We start from the raw sequence: 25,676 nt of genomic DNA, 5'->3' as shown, positions 1-25,676 counted from the left end.
AAGCCATTGGCATTACCCAATAAAGTAAAAAAGTTGCTCAGCGATGCTGAGCAACTAAGTGATTATCGCGATTGCTCTAGTTATTTTTACAAATGGCTAGAAAATGAATTTTCAAAGCAACCCGTTAGTAATTTAATTAATGCTCGCGCCGAGTTTGTCGACCGCTTATTAATAAAACTATTTCATGCTTATGATCTAGCCCACGAAAGTGACTTAGCGCTAATTGCTGTGGGTGGTTATGGCCGTGGTGAATTACACCCCTATTCAGATATCGATTTTATGTTACTGGTAAGCCAGCAACCAAACGAAGCGGTATGTGAAAGAATCGGCCAATTTGTCACTATGCTATGGGACCTTAATTTAGAAATTGGTCACAGCGTACGCACTATTGAACAAGCCCTTGAACAAAAACGTGAAGATGTTACCTTTGCCACCAGCTTACTTGAAAGTCGGCTCATTTTTGGTAATCACATCGAGTTTGAAAAGCTCAAGCATCATTTAATCGAAAGCCCTATATGGCGCTCTGACGAATTCTTTTTGGCAAAAGTCCAAGAACAAAATTTACGCCATAAAAAATGCCACGGCACCGCCTATAATTTAGAGCCCAATATTAAAGAAAACCCCGGTGGGCTGCGCGATTTACAAACCATCATTTGGGTAGCAAAAAAACACTTTAGAGCTGAAACTCTCCAAGAACTAATAAGCCACGGTTACCTGACACACGAAGAACATCAGGAACTTTCAGAGTGTTTAGAAAACCTCTGGAATATTCGTTTTGCATTGCATATTGCTGCCGGGCGTTCTGAAAATAGATTGCTGTTTGACCACCAGCCAAATACTGCAGAAATACTCGGTTTTGGTAGTGATGGTAAAGCCTCGGTTGAACGCATGATGAAACGCTTATTTAGAATAATGAGCCGCATACGTGAGCTTAACCAAATGCTGCTTTCTTATTTTGAGCAAAGTATTTTACCGGGCGTAAGTGAACAAGCCGTAATTGATCTTGACCATAACTTTGAGCGCGTAGGCCATCAAATTCGGGTTAAAAACCCCTCGGTGTTCTTTCGACGTGATCAGTTGTTTTCGCTATTTGAGCATATTGCCGATCACCCTGAAATCACCCATATTTACCCAAGTACTATCCGCACAATGCGCCAAGTTCGTAGGCGTTTATTAGGTGATTTACAAGATTATGCCGCCTGTCGTGCCGCTTTTTTACGCATTGTAAAACACCCAAATGGTATGGGCCGCGCTTTTACATTGATGCATAAGCACGGCATGCTTGCAGCTTATTTACCACAATGGCGTAATATTTTTGGACAAATGCAGTTTGATTTATTTCACGCCTATACGGTAGATGAGCATACTCATAAACTGATCAATAATATTTATCAGTATTTTGATAAATCCCACGTAAGTGACTTTCCTATTTGTAGTGAAATCGTCACTCGTATGGATAAGCCTGAACTTTTATATTTAGCTGGTATTTTCCATGATATAGCCAAAGGCCGTGGCGGGGATCACTCAGAGCTTGGCGCGGTTGATGCTATTGCGTTTTCAAAGCTTCACCGTTTTCCAACCTCTGACGGTAAACTAATTGCGTGGCTGGTAACTAATCACTTGCTGATGTCGGTTACCGCACAACGTAAAGATATTAACGATCCTGGTGTTATCAAAGATTTTGCCTCACGCGTTAAAACTGAACGCCAACTCGATTACCTATATTGTTTAACCGTAGCCGATATTCGTGCTACCAATGACAATTTATGGAACGACTGGAAAAATACCCTACTGCGTGAACTGTATTTACATACCCAGCGGGCGCTACGCTTGGGGCTTGAAAACCCAATGGATCAGCGTGACCAGATCCGCGATAAAAAACATCAAGCAAAGCAGCGTTTACTTAATCATGGCTGCCGCGAGGAGCAAATTGATCTTATTTGGAGCCGCTTTAAAGCAAACTACTTTACAGCCTTTAGTGAACAGCAAATTTCATGGCATACGCAACATTTGCTGCAGGTTAAAGACTTAAGCCAACCTAGTGTATTAGTGTCAAATAAGGCAATGCACGGCGGTACCCAAGTGTTTGCCTACAGCCCCTACTCTGGCGGCTTATTTGCAAGACTTGTGAGTGTTGTTGGCTCTAAAAAAGCGCAAATCCAACATGCTCAAGTACTGACTACCAAAGATGGCTATGTACTATTTAGTTTTGTTATTTTAGAAGTTAACGGTGAGCCAATCGCCAGTGGTCGTGCGCAGTCAATTAAACGCGCACTGGACATAGCATTAAATGATCCGAAAAAGAAGATTCGCTTTAAAAAGAATCGTTCACAGCGTTTTAAAGACTTCAATATCAAACCTAAAATAGTGCTGCGCCCACATGCCAGAAAAGATCGCAGCCTAATTGAGATTCAAGCGGTAGATATCCCCGGCCTATTAACTAAAATAGCCGAAGTACTTCAAACACATCTATTACACATTCATGCTGCACGAATTACCACTGTTGGCGAACGTGCAGAAGATTTCTTCGTGGTATCGAATAATGAATACCAAGCCCTTACCGACGAAGAGCAAGCCAAAATTCATCAAGCATTGCGTAAAAAGCTCAATGCAGAAACCGAATAAGAGGACCTTATGTCAGATTTAAAAACCATGATTGAAAACGCGTGGGATAACCGCGATAACATTAATCCAACTATCGTAACCGATGACGTTAAGCAAGCTATTGTTGATACCCTAGAGCTATTAGATAGCGGTGCAGCCCGTGTTGCTGAAAAAATTAGTGGTGAATGGGTGGTTCATCAATGGTTGAAAAAAGCAGTGCTTTTATCATTTCGTATTCGCGATAACCAACCGCTTAATGACGGTGTTAACCAGTTTTATGACAAAGTACCACTTAAATTTAGCGACTACACGCCAGAGCAATTTCAACAAGGCGGCATGCGCGTAGTCCCTAATGCGGTAGCCCGTAAAGGCAGCTTTGTGGGTAAAAATGTAGTACTTATGCCATCTTACGTAAATATTGGAGCATATGTTGATGACGGCACCATGGTTGATACATGGGCGACTGTAGGGTCATGTGCACAAATAGGTAAGAACGTTCATCTATCGGGTGGCGTTGGCATAGGCGGCGTTTTAGAGCCATTACAAGCCAATCCGACGATCATTGAAGACAACTGTTTTATCGGCGCTCGCTCTGAAATTGTTGAAGGCGTAGTGGTTGAAGAAGGCGCTGTTATTTCAATGGGCGTTTACATCAGCCAAAGTACCCGTATTTATGACCGCGAAACCGGTGAAATTCACTACGGCCGCGTACCAGCCGGTGCAGTTGTAGTGCCTGGAGCTCTACCTTCTAAAGACGGCACACACAGCCTGTATGCTGCAATCATCGTGAAAAAAGTCGACCAACAAACCCGCGAAAAAGTAGGAATAAATGCACTTTTACGCTCGATAGACGACTAATCTACCCTGCAGTAATAAAAAATTCAAAGCCATGTTTACACATGGCTTTTTACTTTAACCAACGACTCAAAACTCACACTCAAAGCCTTTTAAGCTTATTTTTTTTACCTGCTCCCCCTTACCAGTATAATCTTTGTACTTGATTATTAATGTATTAGCTTTTTCGGTAAATGTGAAATGACCGAGCCAATCAAGAGTAACGATAGGCGTTAACTTATAAAAGCCATTTTGAGTAGTACATTGGTATGAAAAATGATGATTAGCTTCCCCCCCAAGTGCCCCAACATCAGAGGTGTAGACCGTGATATTACCTTGCCTGCGGTAATTATCAGCTTGTGTGCCAACAACTAAGTAGAGTGCGCAAACAATACCAAGCATAATAAATTGGACACCTGCTAGTATAAATATTGTTACATCAACGAATTTCGAATACCACTTACGCGGCTCTTGGTGGTGCGAGTGACCGTGACTGGCCAGCATAAACCCGCCAATCGTTACTAACACCAACTTAAAAGGAATGAAATACGCACTCACTAAATACATTGTTTTTGGGTCTTGCCATTGTATGCCAAACGCCACAGGAATTAATAAGCTGTCAATAAGCGGCAATAGTATAAGCAAGCAAGCGATAATAAAGTTTTTATGTTTTATCATTTTGATGGTAGTCGTCCCTTATGTTCTGCCTGTAAGTGTACAAATAAATAACCGTTAAAAGCAAAACTAACTGACTTCACCTGACGACAACGTAATGTTTTTAGTAATAAATTAGCCAATATCCACAAAGATGTAATAAGCTTGGTAAGCACGCTTTAAAGTTAGCAATCAATATTAAGGATTTAATATGGGAAAAAAACCATTTCGCTCAACTATTTTGCTGCCAGTATTTATACCTGCGGTGTTTATTATCTTACTTTTAGTAATAGGCACAGCCAGCAATACCGAACTTGCAAAGCAAGTGTTCAGTGTCACCCTTGCTTGGATCACAGAAACCTTCGGCTGGTTTTATATGTTATCGGTGGCTATTTTTTTAGTGTCTATCGTCTCTATTGCCGCATCAAGTTGGGGGAACATTAAATTAGGCCCCGATCATGCAGAGCCGCAATACAGCTTTGTTGAATGGTTTGCCATGCTATTTTCAGCAGGTTATGGCGTTGCCCTACTTTACTTTGGCGTTGCAGAGCCCGTACTACATTATGCCTCTCCGCCAGCAGGTGCTGCTGAAACAGTCAACTCAGCGAAGCAGGCAATGCAAATCGCATTTTTCCATTGGGGATTTCATATTTGGGCAATTTATGGATTGGTGGGCTTAGTACTTGCCTACTTTGCTTTTCGACATGGTCTACCGCTATCAATTCGCTCTGCACTATATCCGCTAATTGGCAATAAAATTTATGGCCCTATTGGCCATGCTGTTGATATATTCGCTATTTTAGGCACCCTGTTTGGTATAGCAACTACGCTTGGGTTATCCGTCACGCAAATTAATGCGGGCCTGAATTACTTGTGGCCTAGCATTGAAATTGATATTAAAGTTCAAATTGTGACTATTTGTGTCATAACTGCAGCCGCTACGCTCTCCGTTATTGCAGGTATGGATAAAGGCGTAAAACGGTTGTCTATATTAAATATGGTATTAGCCATTTCTTTAATGACATTTGTATTTTTTGTTGGCTCTAGCATTCACATCTTAGAATCGTTCTTACAAAACACAGGCAGTTATTTAAGTGGTATTGTCGAACGTACTTTTAATTTGCAAGCATATAACCGCAGTGACTGGATTGGCAATTGGACATTATTTATATTTGGTTGGACAATTGCTTGGGCACCATTTGTGGGTATGTTTATCGCTAAAATTAGTCGTGGACGTACAATTAGACAATTTGTTGTTGGCGTCATGTTAGTTCCAACTATATTTACTTTTTTATGGTTTTCTGTATTTGGTGATACCGCCTTAAATTTAATTATGAATGAAGGCATCAACACGATTATTACGGATGTTAAAGATAATGAAGCAGTTGCATTATTTAAGTTATATTCAGAGTTACCATGGACATCCTTTATTTCAATATTAACTTTGGTATTAATCGTTACCTTTTTTGTTACTTCATCTGATTCAGGATCATTAGTTATCGACTCTCTTGCTTCAGGTGGTCGTGTTGACAGCCCTGCTTGGCAACGTATCTTTTGGGCATCACTGGAAGGTGGTGTAGCAATAGCTTTATTACAGGCCGATGGACTCAAGGCACTTCAAACCATGACAATTGCAAGCGCTTTACCGTTTGCCATAATAATGTTGTTAGCAACAGTAGGTCTGTGGCGAGCACTAATTATTGAAGGACATAGAGATACTAGCTTACAAGCACATACCTTAAATAATAAAAGTCAAAAGCTTTCGCACTGGAAGCGTCGTTTAGCATCGATGGTTGACTACCCTAGCAAAAGAAAAGTACATACTTTTATTGAACAAACAGTTTCAAATGCGATGCATGCTGTGCAGGCCGAATTAAACGCGCGGAAATGGCACGCAGTTGTTGAATTTGACCCACAGATGCCACGCGCACATTTAACGGTACTGCGTCACGAACATGTCGATTTTGTGTATGATATTAGGCTAACTGAACATACAACACCTAGCTTTGTGCATTCTGAAGTTAAATCTTTAAAAGATGCGCCTGAATTATACTATCGTGCTGAAGTATTCTTACGTCGAGGTGGTTTATCTTACGATATTTATGATTACAGTGAAGACGATATTGTTAAAGATATACTCGACCAGTTTGAAAATTACTTACACTTTTTAGACAACAGCCCAGGCGAATTACCTTGGGATATGACGGAGCATGATGAAATGTTAAACACAGATAAATCAGAATAATGGCTATAATGAATTAGCCAGATACCTAGCTCAAGGGTTTGAATTAATAGGTAAACAATAAAAGGCACTTTGCGTGCCTTTTATTATTTTTTATAGCATATTAACTTTGACGATGATTACTCATTAAATAGTTCATCGGTTTTAGCCGCACAAATAAAATCATTTTTATGCAAGCCTTTAATTGAATGGCTCCACCAAGTAACGGTCACTTTTCCCCACTCGGTTAATAAGCCAGGATGATGACCTTCGTCCTCAGCCATATCACCCACTTTATTAGTAAACGCGATAGCTTGTTTAAAGTTTTTAAACTTATAAACACGCTCCAACTGCATAATACCATCACGTACTTCAGGTACCCAGTCAGGTATTATTTTAATTAATTCAGCTAATTCAGTATCTGATACTTTTGGTGCATCAGCATGACAGGCTTCACATTTTTGTGTGCTTAAAGGTGACATTTTAAATCCTTAACTTACTATTTTTATTTAGGGTGAAATTTTGGTTTATATAAGCCCAACTCTTTTGCTTGTTCAACCAGTGACATGATGTCTATTTGTGAAATATCAAATAAATCGTGAATAGAATTAATGGTATAATACACAGGTTGCATAATATCAATGCGGTATGGCGTTCGTAATACATCAAGCACATTCATACTATTTATTTCTGGCTCGTCGCTGTACACATATTTTGTTTCACCTGGGCTTGATAGAATACCTCCGCCATAAATACGCAAGCCATCATCAGTTTGCATTAGACCAAACTCAACCGTAAACCAATATATACGCGCTAAGTATGCACGATCTTTTTTCTGTGCCGCGTAACCTAACAGACCATACTTATGCGTAAACTCAGCAAAATCGGGGTTTGTTAGCATTGCACAGTGGCCAAATATTTCATGGAAAATATCCGGTTCTTGTAAATAATCAAACTCATCACGATTACGAATAAATGTCGCAACCGGAAATTGCTTGTTTGCCAATAGGCGGAAGAACTCATCAAAATCAATTAACGCAGGTACAGGAGCGACCTGCCAACCCGTTGTCGCAAGCAATACTTCGTTTAGCTCACTTAACTGCGGGATCCTGTCTTTGGGTAAGTTAATTATATCTAGTCCCGTCATATACTCATCGCAAGCTTTACCTTCGATGCACTTTAATTGACGCTCAACCAGTTCTGACCATACTTTATTTTCTTCATCGCTCCAATGAATCACGCCATTTTCATCTGGGGTTCTGGAGGTGTATTTACTTTGCTTAGCCATAATAACCTTTTTGTGCTTCACCAAAAACCGGTGCCAACGTGTTACAGCCATACTAAGTAAAAGTGAATAAAAGTTTAATAGGGCTAGGTATTTCTATAAATAACAGAAAGACCCAGAGCGTACACTTTTTAATACACTACAACAATGAAAATGTTTACAACTCCATAAACAAATACCTTAAAACAAAAAATTAGTAAACATATAATTACAAAATCACATTAGGTATGAAAAAGCATGTTTTAGATCATTTATAATATCGTTAACATCTTCAAGCCCTATAGAAATTCGTATTAGGCCATCGCTTATTCCGGCCGCTGCACGCTCCTCTGGTGTATATGGTGAGTGCGTCATCGATGCAGGGTGCTGAATAAGGGTTTCTGCATCACCTAAGCTCACTGCAAGCGTACAAAGTTCGGTATTATTTATAAATGTTTCACCATCTTTTAACGTGCCTTTAAGCTCAAAAGCAATTACCCCTCCCGCCGCTTTCATCTGCCTACCAATAAACTCATATCCTTGATGAGACTTAAGCCCTGGATAATATACTTTTTTAACAAGGGCATGTTGTTCTAAAAATTCCGCTACAACTTGTGCACTCTCACAGTGGCGCTGCATTCTGATCCCAAGTGTTTTTAAACCACGGTTAATTAACCACGCATCATGTGGGCTAATGGTTGCACCAATGTCTTTAAGCACCGTCATTTTAATTAGGCTAATATGTTCATGACTGCCACAAACCAGGCCTGCAACAACATCACCATGACCATTTAGGTACTTGGTAGCACTGTGAACAATAACATCAATGCCAAATTCTTTAGGCTTTTGCAGTAGCGGTGTGAGGAAAGTGTTGTCAATAACGCTCACTAAATCATGCTGTTTAGCAACATCACTTATCAACGCGAGATCAAGCACAGCCATGGTCGGGTTTATGGGGGTTTCAGCAAAAATCATTTTACTGTTAGGTTTAACAGCATTATGAAGCTCTGTAGAGTTCGTCATATCAACAAAGGTAACTTCAATACCAAAGCGCGCAAGCATATGAGCAAAAAAGGCAAACGTACATCCGTACAATGCGCTGGATGCAATAAGATGGTCCCCTTGCGATAAAAAGCTTAATACCGATGCTGATACCGCGCCCTCTGGGTTCTATTCATTTACTGATAGTGAGGAGACTCATGATTTTGAAGCACTCGCACGGGCTGTTCATTTAACTATTTGATTTTTAAGTAAATTACTATAAAATAAATTATCAATGAAAATTAGACGTGCTACACAGCCCTTTATAATAAGGCTCTGTAGGGCAGTAACCGAAAAATACCGCGTTTATGCACAATACCCCAACTAGACTCTGCTGCTCTACAGGCGCGAAAATGGAAAATTGAAATTCAGCAAGCTAGCCAAAGCATTACTGCATTTAGCAAAACTTACAGAGATTATGCGTCCAGTGTTTTCATTCAATCGGTGGGTTCTGAGGATGATATTAATGATTTGAAAACAACATTCGGTCTCAATGCATCTATTCTATACCATCTAAGAAACTCACTGAAGAAACCTTCAAGAAAAGGTTCAACATTCGTTGGGTTGTTTAAGACTGATGATCATGGTTGGGTAAAGCAGATGCTAATGAACACGCAAGGGCCACAATTTTTGTGGGCTACAAATACCAACAATGATGATGCTTATGTACGTAACCAGCTAACGATAAAGATTGGTTCTAATGCGGCTTTATCACTATTAAAAACGTTATTCCCAAGTGGGAATATAGATAAGGAAGTTATAAAGCAAAAGCAAACACACGCGAATATAATAGCCGCTGAATCAAATTTAAATGATTCTAATTATTTTACTGATGGTGAGGAGCAAAGTGGAGAGGTAAATACAACTCCCAAGGTTATTTTACACAGGATAGTTGAGCAGTGTATTAATTATTATCAAAAGTCGCTTCTTGGTCTATAGCAAACTGAATCTTCATTTTTCGGCCATTGTAAATATGTAGCATGAGAGTTACTTTATCACGTTAAAATCCTAAACAGACTTAAATCTGATAGTAACCCTCATTTTGAAACCTCTCAAAGGGAACATTTATATAAAGTTATAGAATACAGCCTTGAGGTCCACAATTTCTGAGATTTGGAATAACTCTGCCAATTTCATTACCACACCTATTACTGTTCGAATCACATGCCTGTAATGTCAAATATTTGCCAACACTAGGTGGAATTTGAATTGTGAAAGTTTCTGTATAAAGAGGTATATTTGATTTTTCAGTTGCAATTAAAACCCCATCTAACCTTACCTTATAAGTATCTGCTGCACTGATTTCAGTCCAACGCATATCATAGGTTACGCCATACCGATTAGGAGTTAAGTGGAACATTGGAGTTTGAATATCAGCTACCTTAATTTTTAAATTATAGGTATCTTGTTTTGAGCCAATTTTTAAGAAAACTTTGTAATCACCTACAACAACCGGTGTAAAGCTGAAGTTTTTATTTTTATCACCTACGACAGTTCTATGCGCAATAGCTCCTGAAGGAAGCCTAACACTCCACTCAATAACTTCGCGAGAATTAACCTGCGAATCTTTTGCGGAAAAAAGTTGTTGTTGATTTGGTTCTGGTGAACGTGAAATTAATGTTATTTTAGGTTCACTTACCTTGTAGTGTGTACTGAAATTATTTACTGTCCAAATCATGTTACTAACTTGCAGTTGATTATTTGCTTGTGCAGTGCCAATGGTAATATTGGCGCTATCATATTTAAAAACTGTACTAGGACTTGAGAAGTGCATAACCTTAAGACAGCGTTCAGTGCATGGAGGAATTGGAGCATAGTTATCCCAACAAACATTTTCATACGTCATGAAAGTTTTAATTGGGTGTTGGCCTGTTGTCTCAGGATGATAAAACCTCCCTAAAAAGCCAGCTCCTGGTGCTGTACCAGGCTGTTGAGTATTAGCAAATGAATGACCTGCGCCTAAATTGTGAAATATTTCATGTAAGTAGGTTTCTACATCAGAATCAAACCTCACAACACTCACAGCTTTATCAGCTTGAGTCATATCTCTTGGCCTAGTTAATCGATAGGCAATCCCAACTGCTTTGCGGTTTTTGTGACCTGATTTAGTTAACACCATTACTGAGTCTGCTTTCCAAATCGCTTTAAGATCTCTAATTGCTGAAGAATGAGAAATAGCACTTAATAACTCATCCCAGTTACCACTTTCACAACCACCAACGGCATTACAAATTTCGTTAGGGATTTTCATGAATGCTTGCTTAGTAATATTTCCAGATTCGTTATTTTCATACGCAGCAACCCATGAAAATGCGCCTAAGTTAGTGTCACTTATAATATCGTTATTCCTCAAGAAGCCTCTGTAACGTAAGTTAACGTCTCTGATTTTCTGCCTAATTGTGTCACGCCCATAAGTGTTCAAAACAGAATCAGTATATAAAACAATCGCAGTAGTAAACCCTGGCGAATGCTCTATTTTTTCAGGCGAATCCGGTATAACAAGTGATGTACTATTTTCAATGGATATATATGGAGGGTTTATTGGCGGAGTATCACCCGCTGAATCTTTTGAACGAAAAGGCTGGTTTGGGGAGCCCGGAGGTAACCATATATCTATGGGCCCTCTATCTATAGGGCTGTTATGTATCTCTTCATCTGGATCTATTGAATCACCTTCTAATGGATCATTATTAGGCTTGAATTCTCTTATTTTAAGTTCCTTATTAATTATATTTATAAGTTGCTCATTGTTGGATACAAAAAACATTTCTTGGGAAAATGTATCTTGAAAGACAAGTTTTTGGATTTTATTATCAAGTACAACAGCTTGTATTAGCTTAAAACCATCAACTATTATGTTTGGTCGATAATAGATTGTATGCTGACTATACTCAGGAAAATCAAAAAGAACATTAACAGCCTCGTTAGATATTGTCTCACAACCAACTTCTATATGTTCAATATCATTACTCTCACATATTTCAGCAACGGCAGTCCCTGTCTCGCCAAAAACAGCTCTTTCAGATAATATAGCACCATTATTAGGTTCTATATCTAATACGGCCCTACTTAAATTATCAACCGATTTATGGAATAACACTTTTTTTGAGTGTTGGTGGTACTTATGCTCATCAGCACTTAAATTAAAGGCCAGCATCAACATTAATAAAAAAACAATCCGATATTTCATACATTCCCTCGACATTAAATTAACAAACTCAAAACAATCGTACCTAAATCGGGGTGTTATTACACTAATAAATTTCATATAATTGGTTGGATATATGCTTTGAGGATAACTTTTTGTAAAGCAGGAATAAGTCAGTACAATTATACATTTCAATTTCTCTAGAATTGTAAGGTTGGCTGAAAATACAGCTTCGCTTGAGAATTTCAATCGATATAACCAAGTTGTATAAAGTCCAACGTTGGACATTAAGATTTAATATACAAGGAAATATGTTTGCTTATACACTCATTGGCAACACTACTTTTCTTCAATTTCCGAGTATTAGAGTCAAAATTTGATAAGGGCGTGTAGTGAACTTTTTTATTTTGAAACAATATTAAAAGTAGGCCTGGGGTCGTTCCCTAAAGTATCCCCAAAATTAGCCTTTATATATCAATGAACTAATAGTGTTAAAAAATATGGGTAGTGAGGGAACATTCATGGTGTTTTGTGATCTTATGAATCGCTTAAAAACAACAGAACTAAACACCATGAATGCGTCTACTATTTTGCACAATATGCTCCGCGCTGTCACCCCTAACTCTATTCATAAAGCCAGATTTAATACTCTAGTCGCTGCCGTTAAATCTCTTTTGCACTGTCAGCAATGCACCTTGACATCTATTGGTCGCAATTTGGATTCAAAAACAACTGAAAAACATGATATTAAGCGTATTGATCGACTACTCAATAACCACGAGCTTTTGCGTGAATCGACATCGGTTTATGTTCGCTTAAGCCGTTTTGTGGTCACTGAAAAGCATCCCGTCATATTGGTTGATTGGAGTCATGCAGATACACAAACCAAATACTGTATTCTGCGTGCTAGCATTGTCAGTGAAGGTCGCTCTTTGACCTTATACCAGGAAAGTGCATTCAGCTTTCAATATCATTGCCCAAAAGTACAAAAACGGTTCTTGAAGATGCTCAAACTGATCTTGCCGAGTGATTGTCGGCCCGTTATTGTTACGGATGCGGGCTTTAAAGTTCCTTGGCTCAAAGCCGTGCGAAACAATGACTGGCATTATATTAGCCGAGTTCGAGGTACGGCACACTTGAAAACGCAGGGCAGCGATGAGTTTGTTCCATGCCAGTCACTATTCAAGAGCAATCAACGTAAGAGCCAGTATCTTGGCGCGACCGAGCTGACCAAAAGTGCAAAATATCAAACGCATGCAGTGTTGGTTGGCAAGGGACATAAGTTATTAAAAAGAGATAAAGAACGCGGTTATAAAGAGCCTTGGCTACTCGTTTCTTCACTTCCAAAAAGGCACCATTTTCTCGAAAAAGTGCTCAAGCTATATGGTATGAGAATGCAGATAGAGGCAGGGTTTCGAGATCAAAAAAGTGTTAGATTCGGCTTAGGCTCAGATCTGCACAGAACGAACAAACTCAATCGATTAGACATACTTTTACTGCTCGCAACTCTGGTTCATTGGTTCTCAATGATGCTGGGGGCAGTGATAGACAAAGCAGGAAAGACAGGCGCTTTTCAAGCTAATTCAACCAAAAAAAGACGAGTAGTGTCATGGGCATTTGTTGGGCTGCGATACTTCAAAAAACAGTCCATTAAACTGCGACGGCGAGATTATTTGGAAGGGCTAGCCTATTTCGTACAGGTGGTAGTGAAACTCGATTGGAAAAATATGGATGTGAGTGATGTAATTGAAACTTAATGATTATTTCTGGGGATCCCTTAGTACCGCGCCCATGCCGGTGGCTGTTGCGGCAGCGGCTTCACAGCTTTCCAACTGAGCGACTTTTTCTTCAAGCTCTTGGGTGGTTGGATTACCTAAACGAGTATAAATAAAGCCAGGCTCTTCACCTGCAAACCGTGCTGCACCTTGCGCTGCATTTTCAAAAGCGAAGGTAGAAGTTTGATACAAAGGTGCGCTTAATGCGCCATGGGGGTCATTAGCTTTATTAGGGCCATGAATACATTGTGTTGCGACTTGGTAATCATGCTTTGGCTTGCTCATTGTATGTTTCACTTATTGTTACTTTATCAAATAACATCAATAAAACGCATGACACCTAAAACTACAAGCATGCCGGATACTCAGATGGCTAAACCCTGTACAGCTGTGTAGTTCAGCTGTACAGTTTACTTGGCAGTTATACTTTTCTCTCCTTGTCTTCGGCTTGCTCTCTGCGCGAAACAATTTTACTAGCAACCGCCTGTGCTGTCCCCTTCAATAGTTTTCGTTTATTTTCAAGGCGCGGTAACGGCCGACTCAACTCCATTGCTTTATAGCCTATACGTGCGGTAAATATGCCCGCACTTAAGCCCTGCGCGGCACGCCCAGATAGCTTACCCAGCAACTCAGCGCTAAGCGCTGTTGCCGCTAAATCAGAGATCAGCTCAGCACTACCAACAAATAACACTTGTTTGATCAACAAACGATACAGCTTTATTCGGCTAGCATAACCAAAACCAATGCCATAAATTCTACCAATTTGTTCAATTAATTTAGCGCCGCGCCAAAGTACTGCCATCATATCAACCAACGCTAATGGACTTAGTGCGACTAATAACCCTGATTCAGTTGCAAAACGGTTTATTAGCTTTTTAGCTTGGGTGTCTTGGGCAACCAATAGGCTATCGGCATACAAGGTCATAATTTCTTTATCTGAATGATGACTGCCGATACTGCTTTTAAACTCGTCAAAGCCCGTGAGTTGCTGGTGGTTATTAAGCTTTTCAAGCCAAGGTAATGCTCCGCCCACTTGTTCACTGTGCAATAAACGGTCGGCTTCATGACGGTGCAACTGGTTACGTTTAAGGCTTCTAAGCATACGATATTCACGCCACAGTAGTCGCGCTAATAATAAGAAGCCACTGGCCACAGCAGTTAAATAAATCCCACCTAAAATAATTGATTGCTGAAACGTAAACACCAATGAAAATGCAAGCTCTAATAACACTAAAACTAAAAAGCTTACAATAAATAAGCCTTTAAGTGTTTGCCACTTTGACTTTTTATAAACAGGCGCAAGTTCAATTTCATCTTCAAGCGCTGCTTGCTCCATATTTTCATTTTCGTAGTCGTATTCATCACTTTTAGCAACAACTTTGGCACTTTTAAGCTCGGCGTCAGTATCTCGCTCTGGATCATCTGAATTTATACGCCTACCAGCTTGGTAAGATGATGTGTTTAGCGTGTCATTCATTTTAATTTATCTCCTAGCAAGTAATCCATGACATGATCTAAACGTATATGTTCAAAGCGTTTATCTGGACTTGGCATCGGCGAAAATGCTAAAAACTCAAATCCCTGCGCTGGCCACTCATTGGCCATTAATAATCGAGCTGGCGGCTGCGGCGGTAAATACGTAAGCCACCCATCTTCAGCTAATGGTTTGCCATAAATACAATTAAGCTGCTTGGCGTTTTCGCTTACTTGCTTTGGCTTGGTCGCAGCAATAGATGACATAGCCATGGTTTCAATTTGCACGCCTTCAAACTTCAAATGGTTAGTTTTATCGTGCACAATTGAATCTAACAGCAAAGCTAAGTCTTTGTGATGTACGTGACTTAAATGATCTGATTTATTAGCCGCAAATAATATTTTATCTATATTGGGTTTAAACAGGCGCTTAAAAAAGCCAGCTTCACCATAATTAAAATGGTTAAGTAATTGGTTAATCACATCGCTTTGCTCATGTAATGTCTCAGGCCCTTCGTTAAGTGCACTAAGCACATCAACCAATACTATTTGACGATCAAAATGACGAAAGTATTCATTGTAAAATGGCTTCACCACTTCTTTTACATAAGCGTTAAAACGTTTTTGTAAGTGCGCTAAGTTAGACCCCTCAGGGATTTCGTCTGGCACATTAGCCACTGGGAAAAACTGTAAAATTGGCGCACCTTTTAACTCACCCGGTATCAACATACGCCCAGGCTGTAACATAGCAAGTTTAGTATCTTTTTTTAAGCTCAGTAGTAGTGATTCATATTGTTTTGAAAGCGCAGTGAGGGCTTGTTCGTCAATGACTCCTTCACTATCAAAATCAGCTAAAGCGCTTAAAAATGGCTGGGCTTTTTCAAGCCTAGGGTTGGCTGTTAATAGCGCATACTGCTGGGCGCACCATTGTTTAAATGATTGCTCAAGCATAGGTAAATCAAGTAACCATTCGCCTGGGTAGTCAATAATATCAAGATATAAGGTAGATTGCGGCGCAAAATGTCCTCTAAAGCCTGCATTACTTTGGTATTTAATTGCTAACCGTAGGGTGTTAATTCGCTCGGTAGAGGCAGGCCATTGCGGCTTGCCATCAACCGGTAATAAACTACTAAGTGCCTGCTCATATTCAAAAGTAGGAATTGTTAATGCCTGCTGCGGCACAATTTTAGTGGCTATGTGGCGCTTTTCACGCATAACATCAAAAAATGGCAGGTTTTTTTCATTGGCTTGCGAGGTTAAATGCTTTACAACGGCGGTTATAAAAGCTGTTTTTCCGCTACCACTTAACCCCGTAACCGCAAGTTTTACATGTTGATCAAGACTACGGTGAACCGCTTTTTCAGCTTTGCCTTTTAGCTTTTTAAAGGCATTTTTTGCAGATGAAGTTTTTATCATAATGAACTTGCACTTTATGGGCTATTTACTCAATAAAGTGCAATTAAATCCTTTAAAGTTTGTTTATTTCACTATTCACCGTGAACTCGGTTGAAGTAACGTAACGCTCCATTTCTTGTAAGCGTCCATCAACACGCCCTAAGCGCTCTTTTAAATCTTGTAAAGCACGACGAGGTGGTTCACCTTTTTGCCATACTTTAAACTTTACTTCAAGAGGGTCTTGGTGCTCGCTTGTGTCCTTCTTACTATTGGTTTTATCAACTTGTTTTTTTTCTAAGATAAACCACGCTGCCACATAGGCAACAAAGCAAAACCAACCCCCAGTAAGTAAAAATGCAGTCACAACAATGATTCTTACCAGCCACAGCTCCATATTTAAATAGTCACTGAGTCCAGCACATACACCTGCTACTTTTCCGCGAACGGGGTCTCTTAATAGCTCACGTTTGGTACTCATACTTTACGCCTCCACTGTGGGGCCTCTTGGTCGAGTAATGCTTCTAATGTTTCGACTCTGTCGGCCATTTTATCGGCTTTTTGAGCAAGCTCCAATAACTGGCGATGCTCATGCTCACTTAAGCCCTGGCTTACTTGTTTTTTACTACGGTAATGTAAAATCAACCAAATTGGCGCCACAATAACCATAAAAACAATAATGGGCGCTTCAATAAACTCTGCGCTTAGCATAACCCTCTCCTATCCATTCCACTGATTTAAGCAAAGGGGGTAAGGCCTCTCCCCCCCTTTAATTACTAATAGGCTCTTTATTTATCAGCAAGCTTCTTTTTAAGCTCAGCCAGTTCGTCATCAATCTTCTCATTTTGCTGTAAATCAGCAATTTCGTCAGCTAATGACTTTTTACCCATGTCGTAAGACTCTATCTGTGATTCTAGCCCATCTATCTTAGTTTCATAACGTTCAAAGCGATTCAATGCATCATCCACTTTTGAACTATCAAGTGCTTTTTTCACTTCAAGGCGTGATTCAGCAGAACGCTGACGTAAAATAATCGCTTTTTGACGAGCTTTAGCATCAGCCAACTTTTCTTGCAGGGTAGAGACTTCTTGTTGCAGCTTCTCAATGTGTGAATCAACATGCTCGAGCTCAGATTCAACCGAACTAACTGCATCAGCTGATTTTTGCTTCTCAATTAGCGCTGCGCGCGCTAAGTCGTCGCGTTCTTTACTTAGTGCAAGCTCAGCTTTATCTTGCCACTCACTCACTTGGGTTTTAAGTGCATCTACGCGACGTACTAATTCTTTTTTCTCTGCAAGGGTTTTTGCAGAAGTAGAACGAACCTCAACTAAAGTGTCTTCCATCTCTTGGATGATTAAACGCACCATTTTTTCAGGATCTTCTGCTTTATCTAAAATGGCATTGATATTAGAATTAACAATATCTGCAAAGCGCGAAAAAATTCCCATAATATGTACCTCTGTGGTTAAAAACGTAATTGTTCTGCAATAACTACCATCAAGATGCTTGCCAACTTTCGTAGCATAAAATATTCATCTATTTTCAACTAGTTAAACTTAATTTACAAATTTCTTTTTTTATTCCCACTTATGAAATACACTAACTATTAGTAAAAATGACCAAGAGTTTGGGAATATGAGCCAATTTCGTCAACAAGATAATTTACTCGGCCAATCAGACAACTTTTTAGCCGTACTTGATCAAGTGTCACAATTAGCAAGTCTAGATAAACCCGTACTAATTATTGGCGAGCGAGGCACCGGTAAAGAGCTAATAGCCGCCCGCCTGCACTTTTTGTCTAAACGCTGGGAGCAAAGTTACGTTAAATTAAACTGTGCAGCGCTTAACGAAAACCTGCTTGAAAGTGAACTGTTTGGTCATGAAAGCGGCGCATTTACAGGCGCAAGTAAACGCCATGAAGGCCGCTTTGAACGCGCTAATAGCGGTACGCTTTTTTTAGATGAACTGGCCAACACATCGCCTATGGTGCAAGAAAAACTGCTTCGTGTAATTGAGTACGGCGAGTTTGAGCGCGTGGGCGGCAAGCAAACAGTTAAAGTCGATACCCGCTTAGTATGCGCTACCAACGAAGATTTACCGGCATTGGCAGAGCAAGGTGAATTTAGAAACGATTTACTTGATAGACTCGCTTTTGATGTAATTACCCTTCCGCCCCTTCGCCACCGCCAAGAAGATATTATGCTAATGGCTGAGCACTTTGCTATTAATATGGCTCGCGATTTAGAGTGGGAGCTGTTTAGTGGATTTACTAGAAGCGCTGTCGAAACCTTACAAAGCTATGGTTGGCCGGGTAATATTCGCGAGCTAAAAAATGTTATCGAACGCAGCTTATACCGCCATGGTAATGAACATATCCCAGTGCATAAAATTATTCTTGACCCATTTGAGAGCCCGTTTCGCCCTAAAGCTCGTATTAAAAAGCCCGCCACTGCAACAGTCACTCCCGTTGAAGAAGCAAAGCTTACAGACTCCACACCAACTAACATAGCCAGCACAGTTACAAGCACGCTAGCAGAAGTGACTTTTCCGTGTAGCTTAAAAAGCCTTTCTAATGAGTTTGAAATTGATCTAATAAAAAAAGCGCTTGAATATAGTCAATTTAATCAAAAGAAAACTGCAGAAATATTAAGTTTGACGTATCATCAGCTAAGAGGCTATTTGAAAAAATATAATTTGTTAGATCAACAACAATAGTCAGAGGTTGAACACGTGTATAAATTATTACTTGGTGTATTAGCACTTTGCTTAACGGGCTGCTTAGATACCAAAGAAAAAACACTCGCAGAAAAAAACCAAGGCTTAGTCTATTGCGCTGAAGCTAACCCTGTGTCATTTAATCCGCAAGTGACGACCACAGGTTCAACAATCGATATTATAGCCAACCAGCTTTACGATCGACTAATCAGTATTGATCCTGTCACAGCAGAGTTTCAAAGTGAACTGGCTACTGACTGGAAAGTCAGTCCTGATGGTAAGGCGATCACTTTTACTCTGCGTAAAGGGGTAAAATTTCATAACACCACCTATTTTACGCCAACCCGCGACTTTAACGCCGATGACGTAATTTTCACTTTTAGTCGCTTATTTGATGTTTACAATCCGTATCATTTTGTTGGTGATGCGAACTACCCATATTTTCAAAGTGTGGGCCTTGATCAGCTGATCAAGAAAATTATTCGCGTGTCGGATTATAAAGTGCGCTTTGAGCTATTTAATCGTGAAAGCAGCTTTTTAGCTAATATGGCCACAGACTTTGCCGTAGTACTTTCAAGTGAATACGCAATGCAATTAAAAGAACGTGAACAACTTGATTTATTTGACCAATATCCGGTAGGTACAGGTCCGTATATTTACCAAGAATACCGCCGCGATCACCTTATTCGTTATTACAAAAATCCAGAATACTGGAAGCACGAAGTCATGCTAGAGCAATTGGTATATGACATCACCACCAATGGCACTACACGAATAGCTAAAATGCTAACCAAAGAATGTGATGTAACTTCTCATCCGAATAGTGCTCAACTGAGTATTCTAGCCCAGCGTGATGATATTAAAATACAAAAAGAAACCAACCTGAATATAGGTTATTGGGCGTTTAATACCGATCGCCCTCCGTTTGATGACTTACGAGTGCGAAAAGCATTAGCCCATGCCGTTGATATTGAAAAAATAATGCAAGCGGTGTACTACGGCAATGGCATTCGCGCGCAATCAATCTTGCCGCCAACTTCTTGGGCGTTTGAGCCGCAACAAAAAATGCCAGACTTTAATCCAGAGCTTGCAAAAAAATTGCTCGCTAATGCCGGCTACAAAGATGGCTTTGATATGACTATTTGGGCAATGCCGGTAAGCCGTATTTATAATCCCAATGCCCGGAAAATGGCCGAGCTAATGCAAAGCGACTTACGAAAAATTGGCGTCAACGTCAGTATTGTCGAATACGAATGGAATACCTTTATTCAACGTATCGGTGAGCACCGTCACGACAGTGTTTTACTCGGTTGGGCGGCTGACACTCCCGATCCTGACAACTTTTTTAGCCCACTACTTAGCTGCGCTGCAACCTTTAGTGGTAAAAATCCAGCTAATTGGTGTAGCCCTGAATTTGACTTATTGCTCACCCAAGCACTTGATACCACCGATATAGAAATGCGTAAAAAATATTATAATCAAGTTCAAGAAATGATTGTTGATCAGTTACCTATTTTACCACTAGCCCACGGTATGCGCTTTCAAGCAACCAGTGCTGATGTAGAAGGTATTGAACTGGGTCCCTTTGGAGCTATTTCCTTAGCTAATGCGAGGAAGAAATAATGCTTCTAGATTATATACTCCGGCGTTTAGCACTATTATTGTTTATGACCCTCACACTCAGTATTTTTACTTTTTCACTGAGTTACTTATTTCCAGGCGACGTGCTGGCTAACTTAAGTGGCGTAACCAATACTAGCTTTTCACAAACTCGTGCTCTGGAAGTAAAATACCACTTAGAAGCAAACTATGTAGAACAATATTTTGCTTTTTTAGGGCGGATTTTTCAAGGTGACTGGGGGCTTTCATTTGCTTCGGGCAATTCGGTCTTTCAGCACATTATTGGTTTATTTCCCGCTACATTAGAGCTTTGTCTGTATGCACTTATTATTTCTGTAGTTATAGGTGTACCCTCAGGGATCATCGCAGCGGCTTATCATAAGCGTTGGCCCGATAAACTAATAAACTCCAGCGCTCTTGCTGGTTATTCAATGCCGGTTTTTTGGTTAGCTTTACTGTTAATCATGTTATTTTCATTACAGCTTGGTTGGCTTCCAATGTCTGGCAGAATGGGCTTGTTGTATCAAATTGATTCTGTGACGGGCTTTATACTCATTGATATTATTGTTACCCGCTTTCCTTATTCGGGGATGGCCTTTGTCGATGCCCTGCAACACTTAGCGTTACCAACTATCGTACTTGCCACGTACCCAACGACTGTACTAGTACGTTTTACCCGAGAATCAATGCTCACAGTGCTTGAGAAAAACTTTATTAAAACAGCCCGCGCTAAAGGCTTAAATCGCGCTCAGTTAATTATGCATCATGCGCTCAGAAATGCGCTTTTACCGGTTATTAAACAAATTGGTTTACAGTTTAGTACCTTGCTCACGCTCGCAATGATAACCGAAGTTATTTTTTCATGGCCGGGGATTGGCCGCTGGTTAATTGACAGCATTTACCAACGTGATTACCCCGCCATTCAGGGTGGATTGTTAGCTGTGTCGTTATTTGTGATTTTAGCCACTATTATCACAGAGCTAACCTACACCCTGTTCGATCCGCTATCTCGGAATCAAGCTCATGGCAAAGTTTAATTTATTTTCAGAAGAGTCTAATCGATCGCCACTGGCACGATTTTGGTTCAAATTTAAATCAAACCACCCTGCACTTGTAGGCTTGTGGTTATTTATTGTTTTGGCGATTTTAGCCGTCAGTTCACCGTTACTAGCGCCTTATGGTGTGAACCAGCAACATAGTGATGCACTTCTGCTCCCACCATCATGGGATGAAATGGGAGACGTACGTTTTATTTTAGGTACCGATGATTTAGGCCGCGATGTACTGTCACGATTAATGAACGGCGCAACCTATACATTTGGTTTATCAATTGTCGCGGCGCTTATTACCACCGTAATAGGGGTTTTCGTTGGGACTTTTGCGGGGATCAGTAAAGGTTTTCGTTCGAGCTTTTTAAATCATTTACTTGATATTACGCTATCTATACCTTCACTTTTACTAGCAATCATTATTATTGCCATACTTGGACCAGGCCTGATGAATACCGTATGGGCGATTATTTTAGCACTGCTGCCACAATTTATTCATTCCATCCGGAATTTGATTGTTGAGGAACTTAATAAAGATTACATTACCGCGTTTAAACTTGATGGCGCCTCTAATTGGCATATTTTAGCGCGGGGTATTTTTCCTAATATATACGAGCATATTGTGGTTATATTTACCATGGCCCTTTCTACTGCTATTTTGGATATTGCAGCACTAGGCTTTTTAAAACTTGGCGCACAGCCGCCCACGACAGAATGGGGGGCGATACTTGCTGAAAACCTAGGATTAATTTACCTTGCCCCTTGGACGGTTGGCTTACCGGGCATACTATTATTCTTAGCCGTATTATCAACAAATTTAGTTGGTGATGGGCTTCGCCAAGTACTAAAAGAACGCAAGGCGGACTAAATGCAATTACTCGACATTAGAAATTTAACTATTGAGCTGCGCACCTCTGATACCGTAATTCGCGCCGTTGACAGAGTAAACCTCAGCCTTAAAGAAGGCGAAGTACATGCTTTAGTTGGCGAGTCTGGCTCAGGTAAAAGCTTAATTGCCAAAGCGATTGTTGGTGTACTTAATAAACGCTGGCACATTACCGCCGACCGCATGCAGTGGCGCGGGGTTGACTTGATGCGCTTATCGAACGAGCAACGCCGTAAGGTTGTTGGCGCTGATATCGCCATGATCTATCAAGATCCCAGTGGTTGTCTCGACCCAACAGCTAAAATATTTGATCAAATTGCCGAAACATTGCCAGTTATACAAAAAAAAGGTTTCTTTTTAAAACGTAACCGAGAGCGAAAAGACCGTGTTAAAGCACTTATCCATAAGGTAGGTATTAAAAATCACGAAAAAATACTTACCAGCTACCCTCACGAGCTCTCAGAAGGCATATGCCAAAAAGTGATGATCGCAATGGCGATTGCCCGCACACCCAAGCTACTGATTGCCGATGAGCCAACTACAGCCCTAGAAAGCACCACCCGAGCGCAAGTATTTAGGTTGTTAAAAAGTTTGAATCAGCTAAAAAACATGTCAATTTTAATGATTTCTCACGAGCTTGAAGAGATAGTAAATTGGTCACATGGTATACATGTACTTTATTGCGGGCAAATGATTGAGGCGGGTCCCACCCGAAAAATATTTAATCAGCCGCGCCATCCGTATACACAGGCGCTATTAAAAAGCTTACCGGATTACGAACAAGGCTTAGCCCATAAAGAACCCTTTTACGCTCTTAAAGGTACCATTCCTACTTTGCAGCATTTACCAATAGGCTGTCGATTAGGGCCTCGTTGCCCGCAAGCGCAAAAAGCCTGCGTGGTAACGCCACAACTAACTAAACATAACGGCCACAGCTATGCCTGCCATTTTCCACTTGTTAAGGCTATGAAATAATGCAGCCGTTATTAAAAGTACAAACTATTTCAAAAAGCTTTAATTTACGTGCTGGCCTATTCTCACGTAAACGCTTTGATGTACTCAAAAATATTTCGTTTTGTTTAAGTAAAGGTGAAACTTTAGCGGTTATTGGCGAAACCGGCTCTGGCAAAAGTACTTTAGCAAAGCTTCTCGCCGGTGCTGCTCCTAGTGACAGCGGACAAATATTTCTAAATGGTGAATTAATCGAAAATAAGGGCATACGCGATAATCAATGCAGACATATACGCATGATTTTCCAAGACTCAGAGGCTTCACTAAACCCAGGCCTCACCATTGGTAATATGTTAGACGATTGCTTGCAATATAATGCCGATTTAGACGCAAAAGAACGACTTGAAAAAATTAAAGTCACCCTCGCTAAAGTGGGCCTATTAAACGATCACCAGCATTACTACCCGCACATGTTCAGTGGCGGCCAATTACAACGTGTAGCACTTGCAAGGGCCTTAATTCTTGATCCTAAGGTTGTAGTGCTCGATGAAGCACTCTCGTCACTCGACCCTTCTGTACGTGCGCAAACCGTAAACCTATTATTAAAACTACAACAAGATACCGGCCTTAGTTATATTCTCATCACCCACCATTTGAGTTTAGTACGGCACATAAGTGACCAATTAGTCGTGCTGGACCACGGTGAGATTGTTGAATACGGAAAAACTGAAGCGACTTTCCAAAACCCGCAATCAAAAATCACCCAAAAATTATTAAGTTGTTAATTGCAATAATAACAGAGAGTTAAGCCGTATTTATTTTTCGATCTTGCACTTGTTACAATGTTTAGCGTGTAAGCAAGCAGAGTGAATGTAGGGTTGGTACTTTTTCAAATAAGTAATGGGTGTAAGCATGAAACAGTACTCTACTTTATTTTTACTTATTCTGACGCGTATGTGGGCCTTTAGAATAACCTAGGTGCGGTTATTGCCCCCACTAGATTACAAGCCTCATACCGTGGCTAAACTACTGCTAGGTTGAAAAATTTAAATCCAAAAAGGTCACCACACCCGAGCTGTTTCCCCCTATTTACTCATTAAAAATAATGGCTTAACTTTTCATAGCCTTGCTTCACATGCTCAATCAGTAACTTAACCTTATAAGGTAAGTGCTTGGTAAATGGATACACCGCATAAACACCTAGTGAGCGCGGCTTAAACTCAGCTAACACTTCAATCAAGTCGCCTTTTTGTAAGTCTTCATAGACACTACAGCGCGGTATATACACAATACCATGACCGCCCAGCGCGGCTTTTCGTAATGCTTGTGCATTATTAGTAGCAAAGCCACCCGATATTTTTATCTGCTGCAGGTTTTCTCCTTCGCCAAAGCGCCATTCGTCCCCTCCTTGGTTTTGATGAGTATATGCCAAACAGTTATGCTCAGTGAGCTGTGCAGGCACAGTTGGTTTACCAAAATTTTGTATATATTTAGCCGAGCAACATACTGCCCAATGAGAAGTAATTAACGGTTTCGCAATCAATGTTGAGTCATCAAGTACGCCGGTGCGAATGGCTAAATCAACTCCTTCTTTAAGCAAATCGACAAACTCGTTTTCTAAACGCACTTCTAATGTTAAATCGGGATATTGCTGACTAAATTCCGCCAAACTCTGCGCTAAAAATAACTCACCAGAAATAGTTGGCACGCTGATCCGAATATGGCCACTTAGCCGGGTGCTGTAAGCACTGACCTCACCAAGAGCTTCATTCACCTGCTTATTGATATCTTTAGCATGAAAATAAAGTTTTTCACCCGCCTCTGTTAAAGTGATCCGCCGAGTCGTTCTGTATAACAACTGCACGCCGATATCAGCTTCTAGCTTCGTAATACGCTTACTCAGGGCCGACGTTGACATGTCTGCTAAGGTAGCCGCTTTACTAAAAGACTTTGACTCAACAACCATCGCAAATAACGATAACTCATTCGCTAACATTATGATTACACCGTTTTAGGAAACTATGACTCAATTAATTAACTATATATCAC

21 protein-coding genes and 2 pseudogenes are annotated in these 25,676 nt (G+C 40.3%); 11 read left to right on the top strand and 12 right to left on the bottom strand.

Translation table 11 applies throughout. From position 1 onward, the window contains the following. Window positions 1-6: 6 nt before the first annotated feature. Together glnD and dapD are read left to right on the top strand one after the other, a co-directional pair. Window positions 7-2,625 (top strand): [protein-PII] uridylyltransferase, encoded by a 2,619-nt coding sequence (glnD, locus tag ACT3S9_RS05160; RefSeq protein WP_441834465.1) that lies wholly within the window; start codon window positions 7-9, stop codon window positions 2,623-2,625. Between the two features lie 9 nt (window positions 2,626-2,634). After that, complete coding sequence (gene dapD / locus ACT3S9_RS05155) at window positions 2,635-3,462, top strand: 2,3,4,5-tetrahydropyridine-2,6-dicarboxylate N-succinyltransferase (RefSeq protein ID WP_441834466.1); 828 nt, start codon at window positions 2,635-2,637, stop codon at window positions 3,460-3,462. 66 nt (window positions 3,463-3,528) lie between these two features. Here the strand turns inward: dapD and ACT3S9_RS05150 are convergent, their stop codons facing one another. After that, window positions 3,529-4,116: a hypothetical protein gene (locus ACT3S9_RS05150; protein ID WP_441992756.1), complete on the bottom strand. Its 588-nt coding sequence runs from the start codon at window positions 4,114-4,116 to the stop codon at window positions 3,529-3,531. A gap of 187 nt (window positions 4,117-4,303) precedes the next feature. Between ACT3S9_RS05150 and ACT3S9_RS05145 the strand changes: the two genes are divergently transcribed. Beyond that, on the top strand, window positions 4,304-6,337 hold the full coding sequence (locus ACT3S9_RS05145; protein ID WP_441834468.1) for a BCCT family transporter: 2,034 nt from the start codon (window positions 4,304-4,306) through the stop codon (window positions 6,335-6,337). A gap of 116 nt (window positions 6,338-6,453) precedes the next feature. Here the strand turns inward: ACT3S9_RS05145 and ACT3S9_RS05140 are convergent, their stop codons facing one another. The 3 genes and pseudogenes from ACT3S9_RS05140 to ACT3S9_RS05130 form a co-directional block, all read right to left on the bottom strand. Continuing rightward, window positions 6,454-6,795: a 4a-hydroxytetrahydrobiopterin dehydratase gene (locus ACT3S9_RS05140; RefSeq protein WP_441834469.1), complete on the bottom strand. Its 342-nt coding sequence runs from the start codon at window positions 6,793-6,795 to the stop codon at window positions 6,454-6,456. Between the two features lie 23 nt (window positions 6,796-6,818). After that, window positions 6,819-7,601 carry a phenylalanine 4-monooxygenase gene (gene phhA / locus ACT3S9_RS05135; protein ID WP_441834470.1) on the bottom strand — a complete coding sequence of 261 codons (783 nt, stop codon included), beginning with the start codon at window positions 7,599-7,601 and terminating at the stop codon, window positions 6,819-6,821. Between the two features lie 213 nt (window positions 7,602-7,814). Continuing rightward, window positions 7,815-8,738 (bottom strand): annotated as a pseudogene (locus ACT3S9_RS05130) (trans-sulfuration enzyme family protein); the annotation flags it as partial. A gap of 324 nt (window positions 8,739-9,062) precedes the next feature. On the opposite strand from ACT3S9_RS05130, the gene ACT3S9_RS05125 reads away from it, so the two are divergent. Continuing rightward, entirely contained in the window at window positions 9,063-9,557 is a 495-nt protein-coding gene (locus ACT3S9_RS05125) for a hypothetical protein (protein ID WP_444750802.1), read from the top strand. Window positions 9,558-9,693: 136 nt separating this feature from the next. Here the strand turns inward: ACT3S9_RS05125 and ACT3S9_RS05120 are convergent, their stop codons facing one another. Beyond that, window positions 9,694-11,808 carry a M12 family metallo-peptidase gene (locus ACT3S9_RS05120; protein WP_444750801.1) on the bottom strand — a complete coding sequence of 705 codons (2,115 nt, stop codon included), beginning with the start codon at window positions 11,806-11,808 and terminating at the stop codon, window positions 9,694-9,696. A 497-nt stretch (window positions 11,809-12,305) separates the two neighbouring features. Here ACT3S9_RS05120 and ACT3S9_RS05115 point away from each other — a divergent pair, with 497 nt between their 5' ends. Next, complete coding sequence (locus ACT3S9_RS05115; RefSeq protein ID WP_444750800.1) at window positions 12,306-13,523, top strand: IS4 family transposase; 1,218 nt, start codon at window positions 12,306-12,308, stop codon at window positions 13,521-13,523. Window positions 13,524-13,547: 24 nt separating this feature from the next. Here the strand turns inward: ACT3S9_RS05115 and ACT3S9_RS05110 are convergent. From ACT3S9_RS05110 to pspA, 6 genes and pseudogenes are all read right to left on the bottom strand, one after another. Further along, a pseudogene (locus ACT3S9_RS05110) lies at window positions 13,548-13,826 on the bottom strand (PLP-dependent transferase); the annotation flags it as partial. Between the two features lie 136 nt (window positions 13,827-13,962). Continuing rightward, entirely contained in the window at window positions 13,963-15,018 is a 1,056-nt protein-coding gene (locus tag ACT3S9_RS05105; RefSeq protein ID WP_441835799.1) for a TIGR01620 family protein, read from the bottom strand. Further along, complete coding sequence (locus ACT3S9_RS05100; protein WP_441835810.1) at window positions 15,015-16,427, bottom strand: YcjX family protein; 1,413 nt, start codon at window positions 16,425-16,427, stop codon at window positions 15,015-15,017. Before ACT3S9_RS05100 ends, ACT3S9_RS05105 begins: the two co-directional genes overlap by 4 nt. Window positions 16,428-16,482: 55 nt before the next feature. Next, a complete protein-coding gene (gene pspC / locus ACT3S9_RS05095; protein ID WP_441835800.1) occupies window positions 16,483-16,887 on the bottom strand; it encodes an envelope stress response membrane protein PspC in 405 nt (134 codons plus the stop codon). Next, window positions 16,884-17,117 (bottom strand): envelope stress response membrane protein PspB, encoded by a 234-nt coding sequence (pspB, locus tag ACT3S9_RS05090; protein WP_441835801.1) that lies wholly within the window; start codon window positions 17,115-17,117, stop codon window positions 16,884-16,886. The genes pspC and pspB overlap by 4 nt, the downstream gene beginning before the upstream one ends. A 77-nt stretch (window positions 17,118-17,194) precedes the next feature. Beyond that, window positions 17,195-17,854, bottom strand: a complete 660-nt coding sequence (pspA, locus tag ACT3S9_RS05085; protein ID WP_441835802.1) for a phage shock protein PspA — start codon at window positions 17,852-17,854, stop codon at window positions 17,195-17,197. A gap of 187 nt (window positions 17,855-18,041) precedes the next feature. Here pspA and pspF point away from each other — a divergent pair, with 187 nt between their 5' ends. Genes pspF through ACT3S9_RS05055 form a run of 6 tightly spaced genes read left to right on the top strand, consistent with a single transcriptional unit; the run spans window position 18,042 to window position 24,412 of the window. Then, a complete protein-coding gene (pspF, locus tag ACT3S9_RS05080) occupies window positions 18,042-19,121 on the top strand; it encodes a phage shock protein operon transcriptional activator (RefSeq protein WP_441835803.1) in 1,080 nt (359 codons plus the stop codon). Between the two features lie 15 nt (window positions 19,122-19,136). Further along, entirely contained in the window at window positions 19,137-20,744 is a 1,608-nt protein-coding gene (locus ACT3S9_RS05075; protein ID WP_441835804.1) for an ABC transporter substrate-binding protein, read from the top strand. After that, entirely contained in the window at window positions 20,744-21,778 is a 1,035-nt protein-coding gene (locus ACT3S9_RS05070) for an ABC transporter permease (RefSeq protein WP_441835805.1), read from the top strand. The genes ACT3S9_RS05075 and ACT3S9_RS05070 overlap by 1 nt, the downstream gene beginning before the upstream one ends. Then, complete coding sequence (locus ACT3S9_RS05065) at window positions 21,765-22,658, top strand: ABC transporter permease subunit (RefSeq protein WP_441835806.1); 894 nt, start codon at window positions 21,765-21,767, stop codon at window positions 22,656-22,658. Before ACT3S9_RS05070 ends, ACT3S9_RS05065 begins: the two co-directional genes overlap by 14 nt. Next, a complete protein-coding gene (locus ACT3S9_RS05060) occupies window positions 22,659-23,651 on the top strand; it encodes a peptide ABC transporter ATP-binding protein (protein ID WP_441835807.1) in 993 nt (330 codons plus the stop codon). It begins immediately after the preceding gene. After that, the gene (locus ACT3S9_RS05055; protein ID WP_441835808.1) at window positions 23,651-24,412 is read left to right on the top strand and encodes an ATP-binding cassette domain-containing protein; all 762 of its coding nucleotides are present in this window, start codon (window positions 23,651-23,653) and stop codon (window positions 24,410-24,412) included. Before ACT3S9_RS05060 ends, ACT3S9_RS05055 begins: the two co-directional genes overlap by 1 nt. 311 nt (window positions 24,413-24,723) lie before the next feature. Here ACT3S9_RS05055 and ACT3S9_RS05050 read toward each other — a convergent pair whose 3' ends face one another. Continuing rightward, window positions 24,724-25,623, bottom strand: a complete 900-nt coding sequence (locus ACT3S9_RS05050; protein ID WP_193049377.1) for a LysR family transcriptional regulator — start codon at window positions 25,621-25,623, stop codon at window positions 24,724-24,726. Between the last annotated feature and the right edge of the window lie 53 nt (window positions 25,624-25,676).

Source organism: Pseudoalteromonas sp. AOP31-A2-14, from assembly GCF_052378035.1.
Taxonomy (GTDB): Bacteria; Pseudomonadota; Gammaproteobacteria; order Enterobacterales; family Alteromonadaceae; genus Pseudoalteromonas.
Note: the sequence above shows the minus strand (reverse complement) of the source record. Positions and strands in the feature narration are given on the sequence as shown.

What these genes read in the sequence shown, in the direction of transcription:
- ACT3S9_RS05145 (WP_441834468.1), top strand. Translation starts at nt 4,304, where the DNA reads ATGGGAAAAAAACCATTTCGCTCAACTATTTTGCTGCCAGTATTTATA.
- ACT3S9_RS05150 (WP_441992756.1), bottom strand. Translation starts at nt 4,116, where the DNA reads ATGATAAAACATAAAAACTTTATTATCGCTTGCTTGCTTATACTATTG.
- phhA (WP_441834470.1), bottom strand. Translation starts at nt 7,601, where the DNA reads ATGGCTAAGCAAAGTAAATACACCTCCAGAACCCCAGATGAAAATGGC.
- ACT3S9_RS05050 (WP_193049377.1), bottom strand. Translation starts at nt 25,623, where the DNA reads ATGTTAGCGAATGAGTTATCGTTATTTGCGATGGTTGTTGAGTCAAAG.
- pspB (WP_441835801.1), bottom strand. Translation starts at nt 17,117, where the DNA reads ATGCTAAGCGCAGAGTTTATTGAAGCGCCCATTATTGTTTTTATGGTT.
- ACT3S9_RS05140 (WP_441834469.1), bottom strand. Translation starts at nt 6,795, where the DNA reads ATGTCACCTTTAAGCACACAAAAATGTGAAGCCTGTCATGCTGATGCA.
- ACT3S9_RS05070 (WP_441835805.1), top strand. Translation starts at nt 20,744, where the DNA reads ATGCTTCTAGATTATATACTCCGGCGTTTAGCACTATTATTGTTTATG.
- ACT3S9_RS05060 (WP_441835807.1), top strand. Translation starts at nt 22,659, where the DNA reads ATGCAATTACTCGACATTAGAAATTTAACTATTGAGCTGCGCACCTCT.
- ACT3S9_RS05115 (WP_444750800.1), top strand. Translation starts at nt 12,306, where the DNA reads ATGAATCGCTTAAAAACAACAGAACTAAACACCATGAATGCGTCTACT.
- pspC (WP_441835800.1), bottom strand. Translation starts at nt 16,887, where the DNA reads ATGAGTACCAAACGTGAGCTATTAAGAGACCCCGTTCGCGGAAAAGTA.
- dapD (WP_441834466.1), top strand. Translation starts at nt 2,635, where the DNA reads ATGTCAGATTTAAAAACCATGATTGAAAACGCGTGGGATAACCGCGAT.
- pspF (WP_441835803.1), top strand. Translation starts at nt 18,042, where the DNA reads ATGAGCCAATTTCGTCAACAAGATAATTTACTCGGCCAATCAGACAAC.
- ACT3S9_RS05055 (WP_441835808.1), top strand. Translation starts at nt 23,651, where the DNA reads ATGCAGCCGTTATTAAAAGTACAAACTATTTCAAAAAGCTTTAATTTA.
- ACT3S9_RS05105 (WP_441835799.1), bottom strand. Translation starts at nt 15,018, where the DNA reads ATGAATGACACGCTAAACACATCATCTTACCAAGCTGGTAGGCGTATA.
- ACT3S9_RS05120 (WP_444750801.1), bottom strand. Translation starts at nt 11,808, where the DNA reads ATGAAATATCGGATTGTTTTTTTATTAATGTTGATGCTGGCCTTTAAT.
- ACT3S9_RS05065 (WP_441835806.1), top strand. Translation starts at nt 21,765, where the DNA reads ATGGCAAAGTTTAATTTATTTTCAGAAGAGTCTAATCGATCGCCACTG.
- pspA (WP_441835802.1), bottom strand. Translation starts at nt 17,854, where the DNA reads ATGGGAATTTTTTCGCGCTTTGCAGATATTGTTAATTCTAATATCAAT.